20 protein-coding genes are annotated in these 20,523 nt (G+C 65.0%); 1 reads left to right on the top strand and 19 read right to left on the bottom strand.

The window, feature by feature from the left end:
• Nucleotides 1-72 precede the first annotated feature (72 nt).
• Nucleotides 73-2,772, top strand: coding sequence for a dermonecrotic toxin domain-containing protein (locus tag ACIPG5_RS17960; protein WP_401376800.1), 2,700 nt, complete (start codon nucleotides 73-75; stop codon nucleotides 2,770-2,772).
• 31 nt (nucleotides 2,773-2,803) lie between these two features.
• Here the strand turns inward: ACIPG5_RS17960 and ACIPG5_RS17955 are convergent, their stop codons facing one another.
• From ACIPG5_RS17955 to fliO, 19 genes are all read right to left on the bottom strand, one after another.
• Nucleotides 2,804-3,199 carry a DUF2802 domain-containing protein gene (locus ACIPG5_RS17955; RefSeq protein ID WP_176513176.1) on the bottom strand — a complete coding sequence of 132 codons (396 nt, stop codon included), beginning with the start codon at nucleotides 3,197-3,199 and terminating at the stop codon, nucleotides 2,804-2,806.
• 1 nt (nucleotide 3,200) lies between these two features.
• Complete coding sequence (locus tag ACIPG5_RS17950) at nucleotides 3,201-3,680, bottom strand: chemotaxis protein CheW (protein WP_016393802.1); 480 nt, start codon at nucleotides 3,678-3,680, stop codon at nucleotides 3,201-3,203.
• Nucleotides 3,681-3,722: 42 nt separating this feature from the next.
• Nucleotides 3,723-4,592: a CheW domain-containing protein gene (locus ACIPG5_RS17945; protein ID WP_401376796.1), complete on the bottom strand. Its 870-nt coding sequence runs from the start codon at nucleotides 4,590-4,592 to the stop codon at nucleotides 3,723-3,725.
• Nucleotides 4,589-5,380 carry a ParA family protein gene (locus tag ACIPG5_RS17940; RefSeq protein WP_176513172.1) on the bottom strand — a complete coding sequence of 264 codons (792 nt, stop codon included), beginning with the start codon at nucleotides 5,378-5,380 and terminating at the stop codon, nucleotides 4,589-4,591. The genes ACIPG5_RS17945 and ACIPG5_RS17940 overlap by 4 nt, the downstream gene beginning before the upstream one ends.
• Nucleotides 5,381-5,529: 149 nt before the next feature.
• Nucleotides 5,530-6,387: a flagellar motor protein MotD gene (motD, locus tag ACIPG5_RS17935; RefSeq protein WP_176513170.1), complete on the bottom strand. Its 858-nt coding sequence runs from the start codon at nucleotides 6,385-6,387 to the stop codon at nucleotides 5,530-5,532.
• A 3-nt stretch (nucleotides 6,388-6,390) separates the two neighbouring features.
• Complete coding sequence (locus tag ACIPG5_RS17930; protein ID WP_176513168.1) at nucleotides 6,391-7,131, bottom strand: flagellar motor protein; 741 nt, start codon at nucleotides 7,129-7,131, stop codon at nucleotides 6,391-6,393.
• Complete coding sequence (locus ACIPG5_RS17925) at nucleotides 7,131-8,264, bottom strand: chemotaxis response regulator protein-glutamate methylesterase (protein ID WP_401376792.1); 1,134 nt, start codon at nucleotides 8,262-8,264, stop codon at nucleotides 7,131-7,133. Before ACIPG5_RS17925 ends, ACIPG5_RS17930 begins: the two co-directional genes overlap by 1 nt.
• 47 nt (nucleotides 8,265-8,311) lie before the next feature.
• Nucleotides 8,312-10,513, bottom strand: a complete 2,202-nt coding sequence (locus ACIPG5_RS17920; RefSeq protein WP_176513164.1) for a chemotaxis protein CheA — start codon at nucleotides 10,511-10,513, stop codon at nucleotides 8,312-8,314.
• Between the two features lie 12 nt (nucleotides 10,514-10,525).
• Nucleotides 10,526-11,314, bottom strand: coding sequence for a protein phosphatase CheZ (locus ACIPG5_RS17915; protein ID WP_176513162.1), 789 nt, complete (start codon nucleotides 11,312-11,314; stop codon nucleotides 10,526-10,528).
• A gap of 18 nt (nucleotides 11,315-11,332) precedes the next feature.
• The gene (locus ACIPG5_RS17910; protein ID WP_104881405.1) at nucleotides 11,333-11,707 is read right to left on the bottom strand and encodes a chemotaxis response regulator CheY; all 375 of its coding nucleotides are present in this window, start codon (nucleotides 11,705-11,707) and stop codon (nucleotides 11,333-11,335) included.
• A gap of 108 nt (nucleotides 11,708-11,815) precedes the next feature.
• The gene (fliA, locus tag ACIPG5_RS17905; protein WP_176513160.1) at nucleotides 11,816-12,556 is read right to left on the bottom strand and encodes an RNA polymerase sigma factor FliA; all 741 of its coding nucleotides are present in this window, start codon (nucleotides 12,554-12,556) and stop codon (nucleotides 11,816-11,818) included.
• Entirely contained in the window at nucleotides 12,553-13,386 is an 834-nt protein-coding gene (gene fleN, locus ACIPG5_RS17900) for a flagellar synthesis regulator FleN (protein WP_016393812.1), read from the bottom strand. The genes fliA and fleN overlap by 4 nt, the downstream gene beginning before the upstream one ends.
• Before the next feature lie 92 nt (nucleotides 13,387-13,478).
• Complete coding sequence (gene flhF / locus ACIPG5_RS17895; protein WP_401376787.1) at nucleotides 13,479-14,786, bottom strand: flagellar biosynthesis protein FlhF; 1,308 nt, start codon at nucleotides 14,784-14,786, stop codon at nucleotides 13,479-13,481.
• A gap of 11 nt (nucleotides 14,787-14,797) precedes the next feature.
• Nucleotides 14,798-16,927 (bottom strand): flagellar biosynthesis protein FlhA, encoded by a 2,130-nt coding sequence (gene flhA / locus ACIPG5_RS17890; RefSeq protein WP_176513156.1) that lies wholly within the window; start codon nucleotides 16,925-16,927, stop codon nucleotides 14,798-14,800.
• Nucleotides 16,928-17,095: 168 nt separating this feature from the next.
• Nucleotides 17,096-18,238: a flagellar biosynthesis protein FlhB gene (gene flhB, locus ACIPG5_RS17885; protein ID WP_176513153.1), complete on the bottom strand. Its 1,143-nt coding sequence runs from the start codon at nucleotides 18,236-18,238 to the stop codon at nucleotides 17,096-17,098.
• 2 nt (nucleotides 18,239-18,240) lie between these two features.
• Nucleotides 18,241-19,017, bottom strand: coding sequence for a flagellar biosynthetic protein FliR (fliR, locus tag ACIPG5_RS17880; protein ID WP_176513151.1), 777 nt, complete (start codon nucleotides 19,015-19,017; stop codon nucleotides 18,241-18,243).
• A 7-nt stretch (nucleotides 19,018-19,024) separates the two neighbouring features.
• On the bottom strand, nucleotides 19,025-19,294 hold the full coding sequence (gene fliQ, locus ACIPG5_RS17875) for a flagellar biosynthesis protein FliQ (RefSeq protein WP_176513149.1): 270 nt from the start codon (nucleotides 19,292-19,294) through the stop codon (nucleotides 19,025-19,027).
• A gap of 21 nt (nucleotides 19,295-19,315) precedes the next feature.
• Nucleotides 19,316-20,083 carry a flagellar type III secretion system pore protein FliP gene (gene fliP / locus ACIPG5_RS17870; RefSeq protein WP_176513147.1) on the bottom strand — a complete coding sequence of 256 codons (768 nt, stop codon included), beginning with the start codon at nucleotides 20,081-20,083 and terminating at the stop codon, nucleotides 19,316-19,318.
• Nucleotides 20,083-20,523, bottom strand: coding sequence for a flagellar biosynthetic protein FliO (fliO, locus tag ACIPG5_RS17865; RefSeq protein WP_176513180.1), 441 nt, complete (start codon nucleotides 20,521-20,523; stop codon nucleotides 20,083-20,085). The genes fliP and fliO overlap by 1 nt, the downstream gene beginning before the upstream one ends.

Below are 20,523 nucleotides of genomic sequence, written 5' to 3'. Positions count from 1 at the left end.
CCTTATCTACCGCCCGGGGCCCTGCAGCCCCACCCACCCTTGCGCCTCCTTCATCAACCCGAGGCTCAAGCCATGCCTACACCCGCTGTCAACGCCAGAGGCACGCAATTCGTCCGCAACCACCTGCAGCGCTTTCCCCGCCCGGACCGCCAGGCGGCCAGCGCCATTGGCGACTGGTACCGGCAACCAGGGTTGGACATCGACCCCGACCAGACCGACGTGGTGACCCTGCACTACCGCGGCCACAAGGCCATGATCGTCGCCCGCCAGTCGCTGACCCAGGCCGTGCTGTCGAACTGGCAGGGCGAGTCCGACAACAACCTGATCGGCGCACTGATCGGCGAGCCCTGGGCAGGCACCTTCCCCAATGGCCCGCTGACAATCGTGCCGACCCTGCCGGCGCCAGGCTTGTTGCACGAGGGCGCAGCGTTTTCGGTATTCAACGGCCTGTTCCGCAGAACCGCCCCTGAGCGTTTCGACGCAAGCACCCACATACCGGTGCAAGCCGAAGCGCTGCAGGCGTTCATCTGGAACATGGACTTCCACACGCGCTACCAGGCCAGCCTCGACGACTACTGGGGCCAGCACCTGCAAGAACACCGGCTGGCAGCGAAGATCAACTTCATCGCCGCCTGCAACCAGCAGGTGGCGCAGGGCAGCCTGAGCGAGGGCGGGCGCAGGCTGGCCTGGCAGGCCGCCGGGTTGATGGCGCACACCGACGTGATACGCACCAGGGCGTTGAACATCTATGGCTATGCCGCCACCGACCTGCTGTGCATCCGCAGCCAAGGCACCCCGTTGACGCTGCTGTATGTGCCGGGCAACAGCGCGCCGCTGCATGAGTTCGCCAGCCACGAGGCCCTGCAGGATTGGCTGGGCAAACAGTGCCAGAGCGCCGAGAAACGCCAGCAGCTGCGCCAGCATTTCGCCTTGGCCGACCTGCCCGATGGCCTGGACTTCACCGGCCTGGACAGCGCGCTGGAAGGCCTGGGCGCCTATCCGCAGGTGCACCACCTGCCGCCGGATCGCTCGGGTTTCACCACCGATGGGCGCTGGCCGCCGCGCGAATACGTCAATTACCGGCCTGGCAAGTACAGCCCTACCCTCACGGGCGATCTGTTCCTGGCCCTGAGCGAGCGCCAGCGCGCACGCAGCTACCAGGACGCCGACTTCCTCATCACCCGCACCAGCGAGGTCAGCGAAGCCAGGTGGCGTGGCTACCTGCTCAGCGCCACGAACCTGCTGGCGCCGCTGGCGCTGGTGGTGCCTGAACTGGCGCCGGTATTCGCCCTCGGTGGCGTGGCCCTGTTCGGCCTGGGGCTGGATCAGGCCATCAACGGCAAAAGCCAGGAAGCCCGTGCCCAAGGCGTCACTGTTGCCGAGTTCGGCGCGTTCAATGCCCTCCCCCTGGCGGCGTCCGCGGCGGCGGAAGTTGACGCGGTGTTCCGCACCAAGGGGCAGAATTTCCTGCTGCCCCAGTGGGTCAACGAGCAATGGGGCTATCCGCTCAGCCCGCTGTTTCCGCCGAAACTGCCGGACACCGATGTAGCGGATTTCTTCCAGCTCAGCGATACGGTGGAGCCACTGCCACACGGCGACCCCGCCATCGCCAGCGCGGTGATTCGCGTGCCACGCTTCACCGGCGGCGCCGACGAACTGCAGGCCAGCATCTCCGGCTACAACACAGATGTGGTGTACGACATGGCCAGTGATGCCTTTGTGCTGGAATCCGACATGAACGAGGTCGAGCCGACCCACTACATTGCCCAACAAGGTCGCCGGGACCTGGTAGCGCTCCCCCCGGGCGGCCGCCCGGTCTCCGACAGCATGCGCATGAGCAGCTTGCGGGCGATGGGGGTGGATATCCGCTTGCCATTCGACCCTGCCACGCTGACCACCGAGGGGCTGGCCCCGCTACCACGCAAAATTACCTGCATCTGGCTGGGCGATCAGCCCATCGGCCCGCAGCTGCTGGCCAACCTCGAGGCCAATGCGCAGCGCCTGGCCGGCACCGGCTTCGAGCTGCGCCTGTTACTCTCCAACAGCACGCCGGCAGCTTTTGCCGACAACCTCGCCGCAGTCACGGCGCAAGTGCCGGGCCTTGAAGTGTTGCCCCTCGAAGAGCAGCCGTTCTTCACCAGCTTCAAGGCCAGCAAGTACCACGCGCAATATCAGGCTGCCCTGGAAGGCAATGGTGGCGTGGCGCGCAACTACGCCTCGGCCTGCGACGTGCTGCGCTACCGATTGCTGCACCAGGAAGGCGGTTTCTACATGGACCTGGATGACGTGCTGCTGACAACCGGCGAGTCGATAGATGACGTAGAGCTGGCAGCGTCGCCCAAGGGGCTGGTATTGCACCCGCCCATGGGCAACGAGCAGCTGGACATGCGCTGCGACTTCAACAACAGCATGATTGGCAGCCACCCGGGCAACCCGACGCTCGATGCCATTTCCGAGCTGATGCACAAGCGCTACCAGGCCAACCAGGACTTCTACCTGAGCAAACCCGACTTCGAACAGGACCCGGCCGCCTTCAACCGCTACACCCGGCGCCTGAGCTACCTGACCGGCCCGAGGCTGCTGACCGATGTGATCGATGATCAGTTGCCGGACATGTACCAGCTACGCCAACTGCTGAACCTGGTCGGCATCCCCAAAGTCAATCTGGCAGAGGTCATCGACACCCGCGCCGTTGCTCAGGCACTGCGCTCACGAACGCCGCTGAACCGCATTGCCAAGGTCGGCGCCACCCACTCGTGGGAGCACACCTGAAAAAAGGCGACCTGCAGGTCGCCTTGCGCGGCTAGTCGGAGCGGTGCAGCTTGCTCATCAGCTCCGCTTCGGCCTGGGTCAACCCGCAGCTCTCGGTCAGCTCCGCCACGCTGGCGCCCATCCCCACCAGCTTGGCGGCCTGGGAGAAGGTGACGTTGCTCGGGTCGCGCTGCTCCAGGCGCTCCAGGCGGTCTGGCAGGGTCGCCATGGTCGCCCGCAGCTCATGGATCGCATCACCCATGCGCACGGTGCCGTTCTGGTAGTCGTCCAGGCGCTTGGCCAGGTCCTTGATGCGCTGGTCACGCAGCGCATCGCCCACCGCCTGCTGGGCGGCCAGCTCGCGCTGGCGCTTGCTGTAGTTGAGGAAGTACCACAGGCTCAGCGCCCACAGCAGCCCCAGGAAGATGACAGCAACCTCGAAAATCAACTCAGATGTTCTCCAGCTCGGACCACTCTTCCTCGGTCATCATCTTGTCCAGCTCGACCAGAATCAGCAGCTCGCCGTTCTTGTTGCACACGCCCTGGATGAACTTGGCCGACTCTTCGTTGCCCACGTTCGGCGCCGTCTCGATCTCCGACTGGCGCAGGTAGACCACCTCGGCCACGCTGTCGACCAGGATGCCGACCACTTGCTTGTCGGCCTCGATGATGACGATGCGGGTGTTGTCGGTCACGTCCGAAGGCATCAGGCCGAAGCGCTGGCGGGTGTCGATCACCGTCACCACGTTGCCGCGCAGGTTGATGATGCCCAGCACATAGCTCGGCGCGCCCGGTACCGGGGCGATCTCGGTGTAGCGCAGCACTTCCTGCACCTGCATGACGTTGATGCCGTAGGACTCGTTGTCCAGACGGAAGGTTACCCACTGCAGGATTGGATCTTCGGAACCTTGTGCAGACGACTTTTTCATTCCCCTAGCCCTCAAAATCCGCCGATGGCGGTGTGTTCGCAGTTATTGGTGTTTGCCATGCATCTGCTTGACCGCGCCGCTGGCGATCAACTCGGCCAGTTCGGCAACGTCGAGCAGTGCACACATGTGTTCGATGACCGTGCCGGCCAGCCACGGGCGCTGGCCGCGCTGGCTGCGCCATTTGATTTCCGACGGGTCCAGGCGCAGCGAGCGGCTGACCTGGTGCACGGCCAGCCCCCATTCGTAGCCCTGCACCGAAATCACGTAGTTCAGGCCCTGGCGGAAGTCGTCGCGGTAACGGTCGGGCATCACCCAGCGCGCGGTATCCAGCACCTTGAGGTTGCCCGCCTGGCAGGTGAGGATGCCGAGGAACCAGTCCGGCTGGCCGAACAAGGGCGTCAGCTCCTGCCCTTGCAAGCTGTAGATCGAGCCCAGGCACACCAGCGGCACCGCCAGGGTCAGCCCGGCGACGTCGAACAGCAGGCACTCGAAGGGCTCGGCGGCCCAGGCCGGGCGGCCATCGACCGTGGCGCGGGGCGGCGGCGAATCGGGCGCCGGCAGGTGCACCTCGACCAACGGCGCCACAGGTTCAGGCGCCTGCACCTCGGTCAGCACCGGCACGCTGGCCTCGGCCACCACCTGGGCCTCGACCACCATCACCACCGGTTCCTCGACGGCAAGCACGGTCGGCAATACCTTGAGCTGCGGCTCGGCAAACGGCTTGGCCGCGAGGCTTGCGATGGGCGCAGGCTGGCGCGCATCACGGGCCTGCTCCTCACGCACGGCGTCGGCGAACTCGTCGCTGGCCGCGGGCAGGTCGAGCAGGTCTTCGGCCTCGGTGGCCTCCTGCAGCAGGCCATCGAGGTAGGACTGCAAGGCCATCTGCGGCCGGCTGGCGCTTTTCAAGGTCATGACGCCACCTGCACGGCACTTTTGTAGGTGAGCAGGTGCTTGAGCAGCGCCCGGTAGGCAATCACGCCACGGCTCTTGCCGTCGAACTGCGACGGCGTGAGGCCATTGCGGCTGGCATCGCGCAGGCGCGTATCGACCGGGATATAGCCCTGCCACACCTGCTGTTCATAGGTATCGCGCAGCACTTTCAGGGTGCCGAGGGAGGCTTGGGTGCGGCGGTCGAACAAGGTCGGCACGATCTGGTAGGGCAACGCCTGCTTGCGCGAGCGGTTGACCATGGCCAGGGTGCCGATCATGCGCTCCAGGCCTTTGACCGCAAGGAATTCGGTTTGCACCGGGATCACCAGCTGCTGGCTGGCGGCCAGGGCATTGACCATCAGCACGCCGAGCAAGGGCGGGCTGTCGATCAGGGCGAAGTCGAAGTCCTGCCACAGCTGCGCCAGACTCTTGGCGATCACCAGGCCCAGGCCACTCTGCCCCGGCGACTGGCGCTCCAGCACCGCCAGCGCGGTGCTCGACGGCAGCAGCGAAATGCGCGCGTCGCTGGTGGGCAGCAGCAGTTGCCCCGGCAGGCCATCGGGCACCTGGCCCTTGTGCAGGAACAGGTCGTAGCAGCTGTGCTCCAGGGCATCGGGGTTGTGCCCGAAGTAACTGGTCATCGAGCCATGCGGGTCGAGGTCGACGACGACCACGCGCTTGCCCGCCTCGGCCAGCAAGCCGGCCAGGGCGATGGTGGTGGTGGTCTTGCCGACTCCACCTTTTTGATTGGCTACTGCCCAGACTCTCATAGGACAACTCTTGACTCATGGATGCCGCTGAAACCCTGTGGGAGCCGGCTTGCCGGCGAACACCGGCGGCGCCGGTGCCACACACCGCGTTGCCTTCATCGCCGGCAAGCCGGCTCGTACAGAAAACGCGGTGACAGAGAATTGACGAGTTACTGCCCCGCCTTGCTTGCTGGCGTTGCCGGTGCACTTTGTGTGCCAGCCCGGCGCAGCGCGGCGTCCGGGGTGGCGTTGGCGCTGCCGGTACCGGTCAGGCTGCGGCGCACCTCAAGGTTACGGGAAATCACCAGCACCACCCGGCGGTTGCGCGCACGGCCTTCGGCGCTGTCGTTGCTGGCCACCGGCTGATACTCGCCATAGCCCACCGAAGCCATGCGCCCAGGGTTCACCCCGTTCATCGCCAGCAGGCGCACGATGCTCGCCGCCCGCGCCGACGACAGCTCCCAGTTGGTCGGGTACTGCGCGGTGCGGATCGGCAGGTTGTCGGTGAAGCCTTCGACATGCACCGGGTTGGCGAACGGCTTGAGGATGTTGGCGACCTTTTCGATGATGGCGAACGCCTTGTCGCTGGGCATGGCATCGCCGCTGCCGAACAGCAGCGAGGAATTGAGCTCGATCTCCACCCACAGCTCGTTGCCACGCACGGTCATCTGGTCGGACTTGATCAGGTCGCCGAAGGCATCGCGCACGTCGTCGCTGATGGTCTTGAGCGGGTCGACGTTGGTTTGCGCAAGGCCCGCGTCGGTCTGCTCGCTGTCCTTGATCAGCGGCTCGGCCGGCTTGACGCTCAGCGGCTGCTCATCGCCGATGGGGATCGGCTTCATGCTCCGCTCGGGGTCGTTGAACACCCCCAGCAACGCCTGCGAGATGACCTTGTACTTGCCCTCGTTGATCGAGGAAATCGAGTACATGACCACGAAGAACGCGAACAGCAAAGTGATGAAGTCGGCATAGGACACCAGCCAACGCTCGTGGTTTTCGTGTTCCTCGGTGTGACGACGGCGACGCATGGGCTACTCCATGAAGCCTTGCAGCTTCAGCTCGATCGAGCGCGGGTTCTCGCCTTCGGCGATCGACAGCAAGCCTTCGAGGAGCATTTCGCGGTAGCGCGACTGGCGCAACACGATGGCCTTGAGCTTGTTGGCGATCGGCAGCAGGATCAGGTTGGCACTGGCCACGCCGTAGATGGTCGCCACGAACGCCACGGCAATGCCGTTGCCCAGTTGCGAGGGGTCGGCCAGGTTGCCCATCACGTGGATCAGGCCCATCACCGCACCGATGATGCCGATGGTCGGCGCATAGCCGCCCATGCTCTCGAACACCTTGGCAGCCTGGATGTCGCGGCCTTCCTGGGTCAGGAAATCGACCTCGAGGATGCTGCGGATCGACTCCGGCTCGGCGCCGTCGACCAGCAGCTGCAGGCCCTTGCGCGCATACGGGTCGGGCTCGGCATCGGCCACGCCTTCCAGGCCCAGCAGGCCTTCCTTGCGCGCCGTCAGGCTCCAGTTGACCACCCGGTCGATGCCACCGGCCAGGTCCACCCGCGGCGGGAAGATGATCCAGCGCAGAATCTGCAGCGCACGTTTGAACGACGACAGCGGCGACTGCAGCAAGGCCGCCGCCAGGGTGCCGCCGAGCACGATCAGCGCCGCCGGGCCATTGAGCAGCGCACCGACATGGCCGCCTTCGAGGAAGTTGCCGCCGACGATGGCGACGAACGCCAGGATCAGGCCAATCAGGCTTAGCACATCCATCAGACGCAGGCCTCTACCAGGTGCTTGCCGATCTCGTCCAGGCTGTACACCGCGTCGGCCAGGTTGGCCTTGACGATGGCCATGGGCATGCCATAGATCACGCAGCTTGCCTCATCCTGGGCCCACACCGTGCTGCCACCCTGCTTGAGCAGGCGCGCGCCTTCGCGGCCATCGGCGCCCATGCCGGTGAGCACCACCGAGAGCACCTTGTCGCCATACGACTTGGCCGCCGAGCCGAAGGTGATGTCCACGCAGGGCTTGTAGTTGAGGCGCTCGTCACCGGGCAGGATCTTCACCGTGCCACGGCCGTCGATCATCATCTGCTTGCCGCCGGGGGCCAGCAGCGCCAGGCCCGGGCGCAGCACATCGCCGTCCTCGGCTTCCTTGACGTTGATCCTGCACAGCTTGTCGAGGCGCTCGGCAAAGGCCTTGGTGAAGGCCGCCGGCATGTGCTGGATCAGCACGATCGGCGCCGGGAAGTTCGCCGGCAGCTGGGTCAGCACCCGCTGCAGGGCTACCGGGCCGCCGGTGGAGGTGCCGATGGCCACCAGCTTGTAGGGCTTGCGCTTGGGCGCCGGCGAATGCGCCGCCGGGGCCGCTGCAGGGCGGGCAGGCGCGGCGGCACGGGCCGGGGCCGGGCTGGCCAGGCTGCTGGCCGGAGCATGGGCAGCGGCGGGCGCTGCCGGCGCCGGGGCGCTGACCGCTGGCTGGCTGGCATAACCGCCGAAACGGCGGTTGCTGCGCGAGAGGGTATGCACCTTCTCGCACAGCATCTGCTTGACCTTGTCCGGGTTGCGCGAGATGTCTTCGAAGTTCTTCGGCAGGTAGTCGACCGCACCGGCATCCAGCGCATCGAGGGTGACCCGGGCGCCTTCGTGGGTCAGCGAGGAGAACATCAGTACCGGCGTCGGGCAGCGCTGCATGATGTGCCGCACGGCGGTGATGCCATCCATCATGGGCATTTCATAGTCCATGGTGATGACATCGGGCTTGAGCGACAGCGCCTGGTCGATCGCTTCCTTGCCGTTGGTCGCGGTACCTACGACCTGGATCGTCGGGTCCGCCGAGAGGATTTCCGAGACGCGGCGGCGGAAGAAACCCGAATCATCCACCACCAGGACCTTGACTGCCATAAACACTCCATTAGGCGGCGCAACCCGCCAGGGTGCGCCGCCGAAAATCAGATACGCCGTGCCGCGTAACGCTTGAGCATGCTCGGCACGTCGAGGATCAGCGCGATGCGGCCATCACCTGTGATGGTGGCCCCCGACATGCCCGGGGTGCCCTGCAGCATCTTGCCCAGTGGCTTGATTACCACTTCTTCCTGGCCGACCAGTTGATCGACGACAAAGCCGATGCGCTGGGTGCCGACCGAGAGGATCACCACGTGGCCCTCGTGCTGCTCTTCGTGCACCTGGCCCTGGACCAGCCAGCGCTTGAGGTAGAACAGCGGCAGCGCCTTGTCGCGCACGATCACCACTTCCTGGCCGTCGACCACGTTGGTGCGCGACAGGTCGAGGTGGAAGATCTCGTTGACGTTGACCAGCGGGAAGGCGAACGCCTGGTTGCCCAGCATCACCATCAGGGTCGGCATGATCGCCAGGGTCAGCGGCACCTTGATGACGATCTTCGAACCCTGGCCCTTGGCCGAGAAGATGTTGATCGAGCCGTTGAGCTGGGAAATCTTGGTCTTCACCACGTCCATGCCGACACCACGGCCGGACACGTCGGAGATTTCGGTCTTGGTCGAGAAGCCCGGGGCGAAGATCAGGTTGTAGCAGTCCGATTCGCTCAGACGCTCGGCGGCGTCCTTGTCCATCAGGCCCTTTTCCACGGCCTTGGCGCGCAGCACGTTGGGGTCCATGCCCTTGCCGTCGTCGGAGATCGACAGCAGGATGTGGTCGCCTTCCTGTTCGGCCGACAGCACCACCCGGCCGGTGCGGGCCTTGCCGGCGGCTTCACGCTCGTCGGGCATTTCCACGCCATGGTCGACGGCGTTGCGCACCAAGTGCACCAACGGGTCGGCCAGGGCCTCGACCAGGTTCTTGTCCAGGTCGGTCTCTTCGCCGACCAGCTCCAGGTTGATTTCTTTCTTGAGCTGGCGGGCCAGGTCGCGGACCAGGCGCGGGAAGCGGCCGAAGACTTTCTTGATCGGCTGCATGCGGGTCTTCATCACCGCAGTCTGCAGGTCGGCGGTGACCACGTCGAGGTTCGACACGGCCTTGGACATGGCCTCGTCGCCGCTGTTCAGGCCCAGGCGCACCAGGCGGTTACGCACCAGCACCAGTTCGCCGACCATGTTCATGATCTCGTCCAGGCGCGCCGTGTCGACGCGCACGGTGGTTTCCGCTTCGCTGACCGCGTGCTTCTCGGCAGCAGGGGCCGGCGCGCGCGCTGGCGCTGCGGGCTTGGCGGCCGGGGCCGGGGCTGGCTTGGCCACGGGCAGGCTTTGGGCCTTGGCCGCAACGGGCGCGGCAACCGCGGCAGGGGCCTCGGCAGTCACGCTGTCGCCGGAGAACTTGCCCTTGCCATGCAGCTGGTCGAGCAGCGCTTCGAACTCGTGCTCGCTGATCTCGTCGCCACTGGCGGCCGGTGCGCTGCTGGCCACCGGCGCGGCGGCCGGCAGCGCGTCGGCCTGGAAAGTGCCCTTGCCGTGCAACTGGTCGAGCAGCGACTCGAATTCTTCGTCGGTGATTTCGTCGCTCACCGGTGCACTGGCGGCAACGGCCGGCGGCTCGGTGGCGACGACTTCGGCCGAGAACTGGCCCTTGCCGTGCAGCTGGTCGAGCAACGATTCGAACTCGGCGTCGGTGATTTCATCGGTGGCGCCACTGAGGGTTTCACCCTGCAGTTGCTCGGCCGCCGCTTCGGCCTGGGCCTTGACCGCATCGAGCGAGTCGAGCAGCTGTTCGAATTCGGTGTCGGTGATGTCTGCCTCGGCAGCGGGCGCCTCGGCCACCGGCGCCGGGGCTGGCGCAGGCTGGCCGGCAGCGGCAGGCTCGGCCAGGCGCGCCAGGGCTGCCAGCAGCTCGGGGGTGGCCGCCGTCACTTCGCTGCGCTCGCGCACCTGGCCGAACATGCTGTTGACCGTGTCCAGTGCCTCGAGCACCACATCCATCAGTTCGGCATCGACCCGGCGCTCACCTTTGCGCAGGATGTCGAAGACGTTCTCGGCGATATGGCAGCACTCCACCAGCTCGTTGAGCTGGAGGAAGCCGGCGCCCCCTTTTACAGTGTGGAAACCGCGAAAAATGGCATTGAGCAGGTCGGCATCGTCGGGCCGGCTTTCCAGCTCGACCAGTTGCTCGGACAGTTGCTCAAGAATTTCGCCGGCTTCTACCAGGAAATCCTGAAGGATTTCTTCATCGGCGCCGAAGCTCATTAAACGTGCTCCTTAAAAACCCAGGCTGGACAGCAGATCATCGACATCGTCCTGACCGGACACGACGTCTTCACGCTTATCGGCATGAATCTGCGGACCTTCACCCCGAGTCGGATGTTTTTCTTGATCTTTTTCAGCGCGCAGCTGCTGGTGGTCATGTTCGATGCCGGCAAAGCGGTCGACCTGACTGGCCATCAGCACGAGCTTGAGCAGATTGCTTTCGACTTCGGTCACCAGCGCGGTGACGCGCTTGATCACCTGGCCAGTCAGGTCTTGGTAGTCCTGGGCCAGGAGAATGTCGTTGAGGTGGCCGGACACCTTGCGGTTGCCCTCGGCGCTGTGCGTCAGGAAACTGTCGACGCGCTTGACCAGCTCACGGAATTCCGGCGCGGCCACTTCGCGGCGCATGAAACGCTGCCAGTCCAGGCTCAGGCCCTGGGCCTCGGCCGCCAGGTCGTTGAGCACAGGCGTGCTCTCCTCCACCAGGTCCATGGTGCGGTTGGCGGCGCCTTCGGTGAGCTTGACCACGTAGGACAGGCGCTCGGTGGCGTCGGTGATCTGCGAGACTTCCTCGGCCTGCGGCATGTGCGGGTCGATCTGGAAGCTGACGATCGCGCTGTGCAGCTCGCGGGTGAGCTTGCCGACTTCCTGGTACAGGCCGCGGTCGCGAGTCTGGTTGAGCTGATGGATCAGCTGCACCGCCTCGCCGAAACGGCCGCGCTCCAGGCTTTCGACCAGCTCCTGGGCATGCTTCTTCAGGGTCGTTTCGAACTCCCCCAAAGACGTTTGTGATGATTCCATGGCGCCCCCTGACGTGACTCAGCCGTTGACGCGTTCGAAGATCTTCTCGATCTTTTCTTTGAGCACCTGGGCGGTGAACGGCTTGACCACGTAACCATTGACGCCGGCCTGGGCCGCTTCGATGATCTGGTCGCGCTTGGCTTCGGCGGTCACCATCAGCACCGGCATGCCCTTGAGGCGGTCATGGGCGCGCACCTTGCGCAGCAGGTCGATGCCGGACATGCCCGGCATGTTCCAGTCGGTCACCAGGAAGTCGTAATGGCCGCTTTCGAGCATCGGCAGCGCCGTGGTGCCGTCGTCGGCCTCGTCGGTGTTGGTGAAGCCAAGGTCACGCAGCAGATTCTTGATGATTCGCCGCATCGTCGAAAAGTCGTCAACGATGAGGATTTTCATGTCTTTGTTCAAGTAGACCTCCAAGCAGTCTCAAACGCGCTCGGCCTACCGAGCACGCAACTCATTCAATTCGGTACAACATGGAAAACGACTGCAACGATACCGGTCTCAACGTGCCCGCCACTCTCCCAGACGGCTGCGCAGGCGCGCGGCGCACTGGCTGTGCAGCTGGCTGACACGCGACTCGCTGACCCCCAGCACCTCACCGATCTCCTTGAGGTTCAGCTCTTCGTCGTAGTACAGCGCCAGCACCAGCCGCTCGCGTTCCGGCAGGTTGGCGATGGCATCGGTCAGGGCGGCCTGGAAGCGCTCGTCCTCCAGGTCGCGCGATGGCTCGACCTGGCCACTGACGCCGTCCTCGTGCAAGCCTTCGTGCTCGCCGTCCTGCAACAGGTCGTCGAAACTGAACAGGCGGCTGCCCAGGGTATCGTTCAAGATCCCGTAGTAATCATCGAGACTCAATTGGAGTTCGGCAGCAACTTCATGATCTTTAGCGTCACGGCCGGTTCTGGCTTCAACGGCGCGCATCGCGTCGCTGACCATGCGGGTGTTGCGGTGCACCGAACGCGGTGCCCAATCGCCCTTGCGCACCTCGTCGAGCATCGCGCCACGGATGCGGATGCCGGCGTAGGTTTCGAAGCTCGCACCCTTGCTGGCGTCGTACTTGTTGGCAACTTCCAGCAGGCCGATCATGCCGGCCTGGATCAGGTCTTCGACCTGCACGTTGGCCGGCAGGCGCGCCAGCAGGTGGTAGGCAATGCGCTTGACCAACGGGGCGTAGCGTTCGATCAATTCGTACTGGGCGTCCTTGGACGCCTTGCTGTACATCTTGAATCCGCTCGCGTTCATAGCACCGGCCCTGCGCTGGTGGGTTGCACCAGGCGCTCGACGAAGAACTCCAGGTGCCCGCGCGGGTTCGCCGGCAGCGGCCAGCTGTCGACCTTCTGGGCAATGGCCTTGAAGGCCAGCGCGCACTTGGAGCGCGGGAAGGCTTCGTACACTGCGCGCTGCTTCTGCACCGCCTTGCGCACGCACTCGTCGTAAGGCACGGCGCCCACGTACTGCAGGGCAACGTCAAGGAAGCGGTCGGTGACCTTGGTCAGCTTGGCGAACAGGTTGCGCCCTTCCTGCGGGCTCTGCGCCATGTTGGCCAGCACGCGGAAACGGTTCATCCCGTAATCGCGGTTGAGCAGCTTGATCAGGGCGTAGGCGTCGGTGATGGAGGTCGGCTCGTCGCAGACCACCAGCAGCACTTCCTGGGCCGCGCGGACGAAGCTGACTACCGAGTCACCAATACCTGCAGCGGTGTCGATCACCAGCACGTCGAGGTTGTCGCCGATCTCGCTGAAGGCCTGGATCAGGCCGGCATGCTGGGCCGGCGCCAGGTGCACCATGCTCTGGGTGCCCGAGGCCGCCGGCACGATGCGCACACCGCCCGGCCCCTGCAACAGCACATCGCGCAGTTCGCAGCGCCCTTCGATCACGTCGGCCAGGGTGCGCTTGGGGGTCAAGCCCAGCAACACGTCGACATTGGCCAGGCCCAGATCGGCGTCCAGCAGCATGACCCGGCGGCCGAGTTCGGCCAGCGCCAGGGACAGGTTCACTGAAACGTTCGTTTTGCCGACGCCACCTTTACCACCGGTGACGGCGATCACCTGTACGGGATGCATGCTACCCATGTTCGTTGTTTACCTTGTCTCGCTTGGACCCAAGCCACACTAGAGGCATTACAGCGCCCCCCTGGTGTAGGTATTTTGCATACGCTTCATCATCAGCCCGCGCGCCGCGGGTTGTGATAGAGATCAGCGAACATGTCGGCCATGGCCTCTTCGCTGGGCTCGTCTTGCAACTGCACATTGACCGCGCGGGTCACCAACTGGTGCGGGCGCGGCAGGTGCAGGTCATCAGGAATACGCGGGCCATCGGTGAGGTAGGCCACTGGCAGTTCATGACTGATGGCCAGGCTCAGCACATCGCCGAGGCTCGCCGTTTCGTCGAGTTTGGTCAGGATACAACCGGCCAGGCCGCAGCGCTTGTAGCTGTGGTAGGCAGCGGTGAGCACCTGCTTCTGGCTGGTGGTGGCCAGCACCAGGTAATTCTTCGCGGCAATGCCGCGCCCGGCCAGGGTTTCCAGTTGCATGCGCAGCGCCGGGTCGCTGGCCTGCAGGCCGGCGGTATCGATCAGCACCACACGTTTGCGCAGCAGCGGCTCCAGCGCCTGGGCCAGCGACTGGCCCGGGTCGACGTAGGTCACCGGCACGTTGAGGATGCGGCCCAGGGTCTTGAGTTGCTCCTGGGCGCCGATGCGAAAGCTGTCCATGCTCACCAGGGCCAGGTTCTGCGGGCCGTACTTGAGCACATAGCGCGCCGCCAGCTTGGCCAACGTGGTGGTCTTGCCCATGCCGGCCGGGCCGACCATGGCGATCACCCCGCCCTCCTCGATCGGCTCGACCTCGGGCACCTCGATCATCCGCGCCAGGTGCGCCAAAAGCATGCGCCAGGCCTGGCGCGGCTCATCGATTTCAGCCGTGAGGTCGAGCAGTTCGCGGGCGATCGGGCCAGACAGGCCGATACGCTGCAGGCGGCGCCACAGGTTGGCTTGCGCAGGCTTGGCGCCTTGCAGCTGGTTCCAGGCCAGCGAACCGAGCTGCACTTCGAGCAGCTCGCGCAGGCCCGAGAGCTCCGAGCGCATGGCGTCGAACACGCGCTGGTCGACCGGCGCCGGGGCAGCTGCGGCAGCGGCTGCCGGCGCCTCCACGTGCGGCTCGATCAGCGGCTCCGAGGCGGTCAGCGACTGGCCGGCGAACAATTGGCGGTTGCCTTCGCTGGCATCTTCGCGGTTGTCCAGCTCGGCCTGGGCCGTGGCGATGCGCGAATGGGTCTTGCGCAGCTCTTCTTCCAGCTCGGTGTTGGGCACGCGCGGGGCCAGCGCAGACAGCTTGTAGTCCAGCGCGGCCGTCAGCTCGACACCGCCGGCGATGCGGCGGTTGCCGATGATGGCGGCATCGGAGCCCAGCTCATCACGGACCAGCTTCATGGCCTGACGCATATCGGCGGCGAAAAAACGCTTAACTTGCATAACCCACTACCTCAGCCGTTGGGGCCCACGGTGGCAACGATGGTGACTTGCTTGTTATCCGGTATTTCCTGATACGCCAGAACATGCAAATTCGGTACAGCCAGGCGACCGAAGCGCGACAGCATGGCGCGGATCGGGCCGGCGACCAGAAGGATGGCCGGCTGGCCCTGCATCTCCTGACGCTGGGCTGCTTCGATCAACGAACGCTGCAGCTTTTCGGCCATGCTCGGCTCCAGAAGAACACCGTCTTCCTGACCTTGCCCGGCCCTTTGCAGACTATTGAGCAAAATCTGTTCCAACCTTGGCTCAAGGGTGATCACAGGCAGCTCGGACTCAACGCCGACAATGCTTTGCACGATGGCACGACACAATCCGACGCGCACTGCCGCGACCAGCGCGGCGGTATCTTGACTCTTGCCGGCATTGTTCGCGATGGCCTCGGCAATGCTGCGAATATCACGTACTGGCACTTGCTCGGCAAGCAACGCTTGCAGGACCTTGAGCAGCCCCGACAAGGAAATGACACCCGGTACCAGTTCCTCGGCAAGTTTAGGCGAAGCCTTGGACAATACCTGCAGCAGCTGCTGCACCTCTTCGTGGCCGATCAGCTCGTGGCAGTGCTTCTGCAGGATCTGGTTGAGGTGGGTGGCCACCACCGTACTGGCATCGACCACGGTGTAGCCCAGCGACTGCGCCTGGGCCCGCTGGCCGACGTCGATCCACACCGCCTCCAGGCCGAATGCCGGGTCGCGCGCGGCAATGCCGTTGAGGGTGCCGAACACCTGGCCAGGGTTGATCGCCAGCTCCCGGTCCGGGTAGATCTCGGCCTCGGCCAGGATCACCCCCATCAGCGTCAGGCGGTAGGCACTGGGCTGCAGGTCGAGGTTGTCGCGGATGTGCACGGTGGGCATGAGAAAGCCCAGGTCCTGGGACAGCTTCTTGCGCACGCCCTTGATCCGCGCCAGCAGCTGGCCACCCTGGTTGCGGTCGACCAGCGGGATCAGGCGGTAGCCGACCTCCAGGCCGATCATGTCGATGGGGGTGACGTCGTCCCAGCCCAGTTCCTTGGTATCCATCGCACGTTGCGGCGAAGGCAGCAGGTCCTGCTGGCGCTGGGCTTCCTGCAGCGCCTCGACCTTGGCCTTCTGCTGCTTCTTCCACACCAGGTACGCGCCACCGGCGGCCAGCAGGCCGAGGCTGAGGAAGGCGATGTGCGGCATGCCCGGCACCAGGCCCATGACGATCATCAGGCCGGCCGATACCGCCAGCGCCTTTGGCGAATCGAACATCTGCCGGTTGATCAGCTTGCCCATGTCCTCGGAGCCCGAGGCACGGGTGACCATGATCGCGGCGGCGGTGGACAACAGCAGGGATGGCAATTGCGCCACCAAACCGTCACCAATGGTCAACAAGGCGTACACCTTGCCCGCATCGCCGAAGCTCATGCCGTGCTGCAGCATGCCGATGAGCATGCCGCCGATCAGGTTGATGAACAGGATCAGCAGGCCGGCGATGGCGTCACCGCGCACGAACTTGCTGGCACCGTCCATCGAGCCGTAGAACTCGGCCTCCTGGGCCACCTCGGCGCGGCGCGCCTTGGCCTGGGCCTGGTCGATCAGGCCGGCATTGAGGTCGGCGTCGATGGCCATCTGCTTGCCGGGCATGGCGTCGAGGGTGAAGCGCGCGCTCACCTCCGAGATACGCCCGGCACCCTTGGTCACCACCACGAAGTTGATGATCATGAGGATGGCGAACACCACCGCACCCACGACATAGTTGCCGCCGATCACCACCTCGCCGAAGGCCTGGATCACCTTGCCCGCGGCGCCATGGCCCTCCTGGCCGTGGAGCATGACCACGCGCGTGGAGGCGACGTTCAGGGCCAGGCGCAACAGCGTGGCAATCAGCAAGATGGTGGGGAACGCGGCAAAGTCCAGCGGCCGCAGGGCGTACACGCAGACCAGCAGGACCACGATCGACAGGGCGATGTTGAAGGTGAAGAAGACGTCGAGCAGGAACGGCGGTATCGGCAACATCATCATTGCCAACATCACCAGCAGCAACAACGGCACCCCCAGGTTGCCCCGGCCGAGACCGGCCAGGTTTTGCCGGGCGTTGCTGATTAACTGAGTGCGATCCACCGCGATTCCTCTTCATGCAAAACTTTGACGCCCAAGGGGCGCTTGGGCGTGGCTCTGCAAGAAGCCTTCCAACTTTGGGTTTTGTGCGGGCAGGGCCGGCCCTATCGCCGGCAAGCCGGCTCCCACACCACCCACTCTGTGGGAGCCGGCTTGCCGGCGATTGGGCCCTCAGCTGTCGCGGCGAAGGTCTGGCGGGATCGGCAGGTCTTCCTTCAACGGCTCCGGCCGCTTGCCCTTGCCCGAGCGGTACTGGCGAATCTGGAACACGTATGCCAGCACCTGCGCCACGGCCAGGTACAGCCCCGCCGGGATCTCCTGCTCGACTTCGGTGGAGTAGTAGATCGCCCGCGCCAACTCGGGCGACTCGAGAATCTGCACCTTGTGCTCCACGGCGATCTCGCGAATCTTCAAGGCAATGAAGTCGGTACCCTTGGCCAGCAATAGCGGCGCCGCCCCACCCTGCTCCGGGTCGTATTTCAGGGCCACGGCATAGTGCGTGGGGTTGGTGATGATCACATCGGCCTCAGGCACCGCGGCCATCATGCGCCGCTGCGACACCTCGCGCTGCAGCTGGCGGATGCGCTGCTTGACCTCGGGCTTGCCCTCGCTGTCCTTGTACTCGTCCTTGACCTCCTGCTTGGTCATCTTCAGCTTCTTGTGCGTCTGGTACAGCTGGAACGGCACGTCCGCCGCCGCGATGATCAACAGGCCCGCCGCCATCCACAGGGCACTCCAGCCCACCACCTGGACGCTGTGGATGATCGCCTGCTCCAGCGGCTCGTTGGCGATCGCCAGCAGCGCCTGGCGGTCATTGCTGAGCACCACCAGCGCCACCACCAGGATCATGAAGAACTTGGCCATCGCCTTGAGCAGTTCGGTCAGCGAGTTCAGCGAGAACATGCGCTTGATCCCCGACAAGGGGTTCATGCGACTGAACTTGGGCTGCAGCAGGCTCCCGGAGAAGATGAACCCGCCCAGCAAGATGGACGATACGAAGGCGATCACGAACAGCAGCACCAGGATCGGCTGCACCGCCCAGATCGCCATCTTGCCCGAGGCCAGCAGGAACTGGCCCATGGAGCGCTCATCGACCAGCACTTCACGGGTCAGTGAGAAGTTCATGCGCATCAGCGTCATCAGGGTTTCGGCCAGGTTGCCGCCAAAGGCCAGCAAGGCCCCGGCACCGGCGAGGGTCACCGACACCGTGTTCAGCTCCTTGGAGCGGGCGATCTCACCTTTTTCGCGCGCGGTGCGCTTGCGTTTTTCGGTGGGGTCTTCCGTCTTGTCCTGACCGCTCTCGCTCTCGGCCATGCTCAGCGCGCCCTTGCCAGTTCACGCAGCCATTGCAGCGCTTCGCTGGCCAATGCCTGGTAATGGGAAAGAATGTCGGCCAGGCCCACCCAGAAGATGCCGATGCCCAGCACCAGGGTCAGCGGGAAGCCGATCGAGAAGATGTTCAGCTGCGGCGCAGCGCGGGTCATCACGCCAAAGGCGATGTTCACCACCAAAAGCGAAGCGATCGCCGGCAGAATCAGCAACAGCCCGGAGCCGAACACCCAGCTCAGGCGCCCGGCCATTTCCCAGAACTGGTTGGCCATCAGCGCATTGCCCACCGGCAAGGTGGTAAAGCTCTCGGTGAGGATCTCGAACGCCACCAGGTGGCCGTTCATCAGCAGGAACAGCACGCTCACCAGCATGGTCATGAACTGGCTGACCACGGCCACGTTGACGCCGTTGGCCGGGTCGACCATGGAGGCGAAGGCCATGCCCATCTGCACCGCGACGATCTGCCCGGCAATGACGAAGGCCTGGAACAGCAGCTGCAGGGAAAACCCGAACAGCGCGCCGACGATGACCTGCTCGCCGCACAGCAGCAGGCCACGCAGGCTCAGCGGGTCGAATTCGGGCAACGGCGGCAGTGCCGGCACGATCACCACGGTGATGGCCACCGCCGCGTACAGGCGGATGCGCGCCGGCAGCATGCGCGTGCCGAAGATCGGCATGGTCATCAGCAGCGCCGTCACCCGGAACAGCGGCAGGATGAAGGTGGCGACCCAGGTGCCGATCTGCGCGTCGGTCAGCTCCAGCATGGCCGCCTCAACCGATCAGCTGCGGGATGCTGGTGTACAGGCCGGTGATGTACTCCATGAACTTCTGCACCAGCCAAGGGCCGGCGACGATCAGCGTCACCAGCATGACCAGCAGGCGCGGCAGGAAGCTCAGGGTCTGTTCGTTGATCTGCGTGGCGGCCTGGAACATCGCCACCATCAAGCCCACCAGCAGGCTCGGCACCACCAGGATGGCAACCATCAGCGTGGTCAGCCACAGCGCATCGCGGAACAGGTCGACAGCTACTTCAGGGGTCATGCGGGGCTCTCCTTGACGGCGTCAGACGCCGCCGAAACTGCCGGCCAGGGTGCCCATGATCAACGCCCAGCCATCGACCAGGACGAACAGCATGATCTTGAACGGCAGCGAGATGATCAGCGGCGACAGCATCATCATACCCATGGCCATCAGCACACTGGCCACCACCATGTCGATGATCAGGAACGGGATGAAGATCATGAAGCCGATCTGGAACGCGGTCTTCAGCTCGGAGGTGACGAACGCCGGCACCAGGATCGTCAGCGGCACCTGGTCGGGGCCGGCGATGTCGGTGCGCTTGGACAGGCGCATGAACAAGTCCAGGTCGCTCTGCCGGGTTTGCGCCAGCATGAAGTCCTTGAGCGGCCCCTGGGCCTTGTCGATGGCTTGCTGGGCGGTCATCTGCTCTTTCAGGTAGGGCTGCAGGGCGTCCTGGTTCACCCGGTCGAACACCGGGGCCATGATGAACATGGTCAGGAACAGCGCCATGCCGGTCAGCACCTGGTTCGACGGCGTCTGCTGCAGGCCCAGGGCCTGGCGCAGGATCGAGAACACGATGATGATGCGGGTGAAGCTGGTCATCAGGATGACGAACGCCGGGATGAAGCTCAGCGCCGTCATGATCAGCAGGATCTGCAGGCTGACCGAATACTCCTGCTGCCCGTCCGGGCCGTTGGACAGGGTGATGGCCGGGATCGACAGCGGGTCGGCCGCCAGCGCCAGCGGCGCGGCCAGCAGCAGCGCGATGGGCAGCAAGGTGCTCAACAGGGTGCGCAAGGCGCGGCTCATCACTTCTTGTCCTTCTGATCCTTGCCCATCAGCTCCATCAGCCGCTGGGCGAATTCCGGCGTTGCCTGGCGGGCACTGGCAGGCACCTGCACCGGCTCCGCCAGCACATGCAAGGCCTCGATGCTGCCGGGGCTGTGGCCGATGAGAATCTGCTCGTTGCCCACCTGCACCAGCAGCAGCCGGTCACGCGGGCCGATGGCGCGGCTGCCGACGATCTCGATCACCTGGCCGCCCTTGGGGGTGGCGCCCTGCATGCGGCGCAGCGCCCAGGCCAGGAAGAAGATCAGGCCGACCACCAGCAACAGGCCGAAGACCATCTGCGCCAGCTGCCCGCCCAGGCTGCCGGGCGCGGCTGCGGCCGGCGCGGCCGGGGTGGCGGCCACGGCGGCAATCGCCACTTCGCTGGCCAGCAAGCCGACCAGGGCCATCGCGGCCCGCAT

Origin of the sequence: Pseudomonas sp. NPDC087029, from assembly GCF_044745345.1 — a bacterium.
Lineage (GTDB): Bacteria > Pseudomonadota > Gammaproteobacteria > Pseudomonadales > Pseudomonadaceae > Aquipseudomonas > Aquipseudomonas faucium.
This window is presented reverse-complemented; position numbering and strand designations above follow the sequence as displayed.

Bases quoted from the DNA above. Each gene is read 5' to 3' on its own strand.
- ACIPG5_RS17960 (WP_401376800.1), top strand. From the start codon at position 73: ATGCCTACACCCGCTGTCAACGCCAGAGGCACGCAATTCGTCCGCAAC.
- ACIPG5_RS17950 (WP_016393802.1), bottom strand. From the start codon at position 3,680: ATGAAAAAGTCGTCTGCACAAGGTTCCGAAGATCCAATCCTGCAGTGG.
- ACIPG5_RS17945 (WP_401376796.1), bottom strand. From the start codon at position 4,592: ATGACCTTGAAAAGCGCCAGCCGGCCGCAGATGGCCTTGCAGTCCTAC.
- ACIPG5_RS17940 (WP_176513172.1), bottom strand. From the start codon at position 5,380: ATGAGAGTCTGGGCAGTAGCCAATCAAAAAGGTGGAGTCGGCAAGACC.
- motD (WP_176513170.1), bottom strand. From the start codon at position 6,387: ATGCGTCGCCGTCGTCACACCGAGGAACACGAAAACCACGAGCGTTGG.
- ACIPG5_RS17930 (WP_176513168.1), bottom strand. From the start codon at position 7,131: ATGGATGTGCTAAGCCTGATTGGCCTGATCCTGGCGTTCGTCGCCATC.
- ACIPG5_RS17925 (WP_401376792.1), bottom strand. From the start codon at position 8,264: ATGGCAGTCAAGGTCCTGGTGGTGGATGATTCGGGTTTCTTCCGCCGC.
- ACIPG5_RS17920 (WP_176513164.1), bottom strand. From the start codon at position 10,513: ATGAGCTTCGGCGCCGATGAAGAAATCCTTCAGGATTTCCTGGTAGAA.
- ACIPG5_RS17915 (WP_176513162.1), bottom strand. From the start codon at position 11,314: ATGGAATCATCACAAACGTCTTTGGGGGAGTTCGAAACGACCCTGAAG.
- ACIPG5_RS17910 (WP_104881405.1), bottom strand. From the start codon at position 11,707: ATGAAAATCCTCATCGTTGACGACTTTTCGACGATGCGGCGAATCATC.
- fliA (WP_176513160.1), bottom strand. From the start codon at position 12,556: ATGAACGCGAGCGGATTCAAGATGTACAGCAAGGCGTCCAAGGACGCC.
- fleN (WP_016393812.1), bottom strand. From the start codon at position 13,386: ATGGGTAGCATGCATCCCGTACAGGTGATCGCCGTCACCGGTGGTAAA.
- flhF (WP_401376787.1), bottom strand. From the start codon at position 14,786: ATGCAAGTTAAGCGTTTTTTCGCCGCCGATATGCGTCAGGCCATGAAG.
- flhB (WP_176513153.1), bottom strand. From the start codon at position 18,238: ATGGCCGAGAGCGAGAGCGGTCAGGACAAGACGGAAGACCCCACCGAA.
- fliR (WP_176513151.1), bottom strand. From the start codon at position 19,017: ATGCTGGAGCTGACCGACGCGCAGATCGGCACCTGGGTCGCCACCTTC.
- fliQ (WP_176513149.1), bottom strand. From the start codon at position 19,294: ATGACCCCTGAAGTAGCTGTCGACCTGTTCCGCGATGCGCTGTGGCTG.
- fliP (WP_176513147.1), bottom strand. From the start codon at position 20,083: ATGAGCCGCGCCTTGCGCACCCTGTTGAGCACCTTGCTGCCCATCGCG.
- fliO (WP_176513180.1), bottom strand. From the start codon at position 20,523: ATGCGGGCCGCGATGGCCCTGGTCGGCTTGCTGGCCAGCGAAGTGGCG.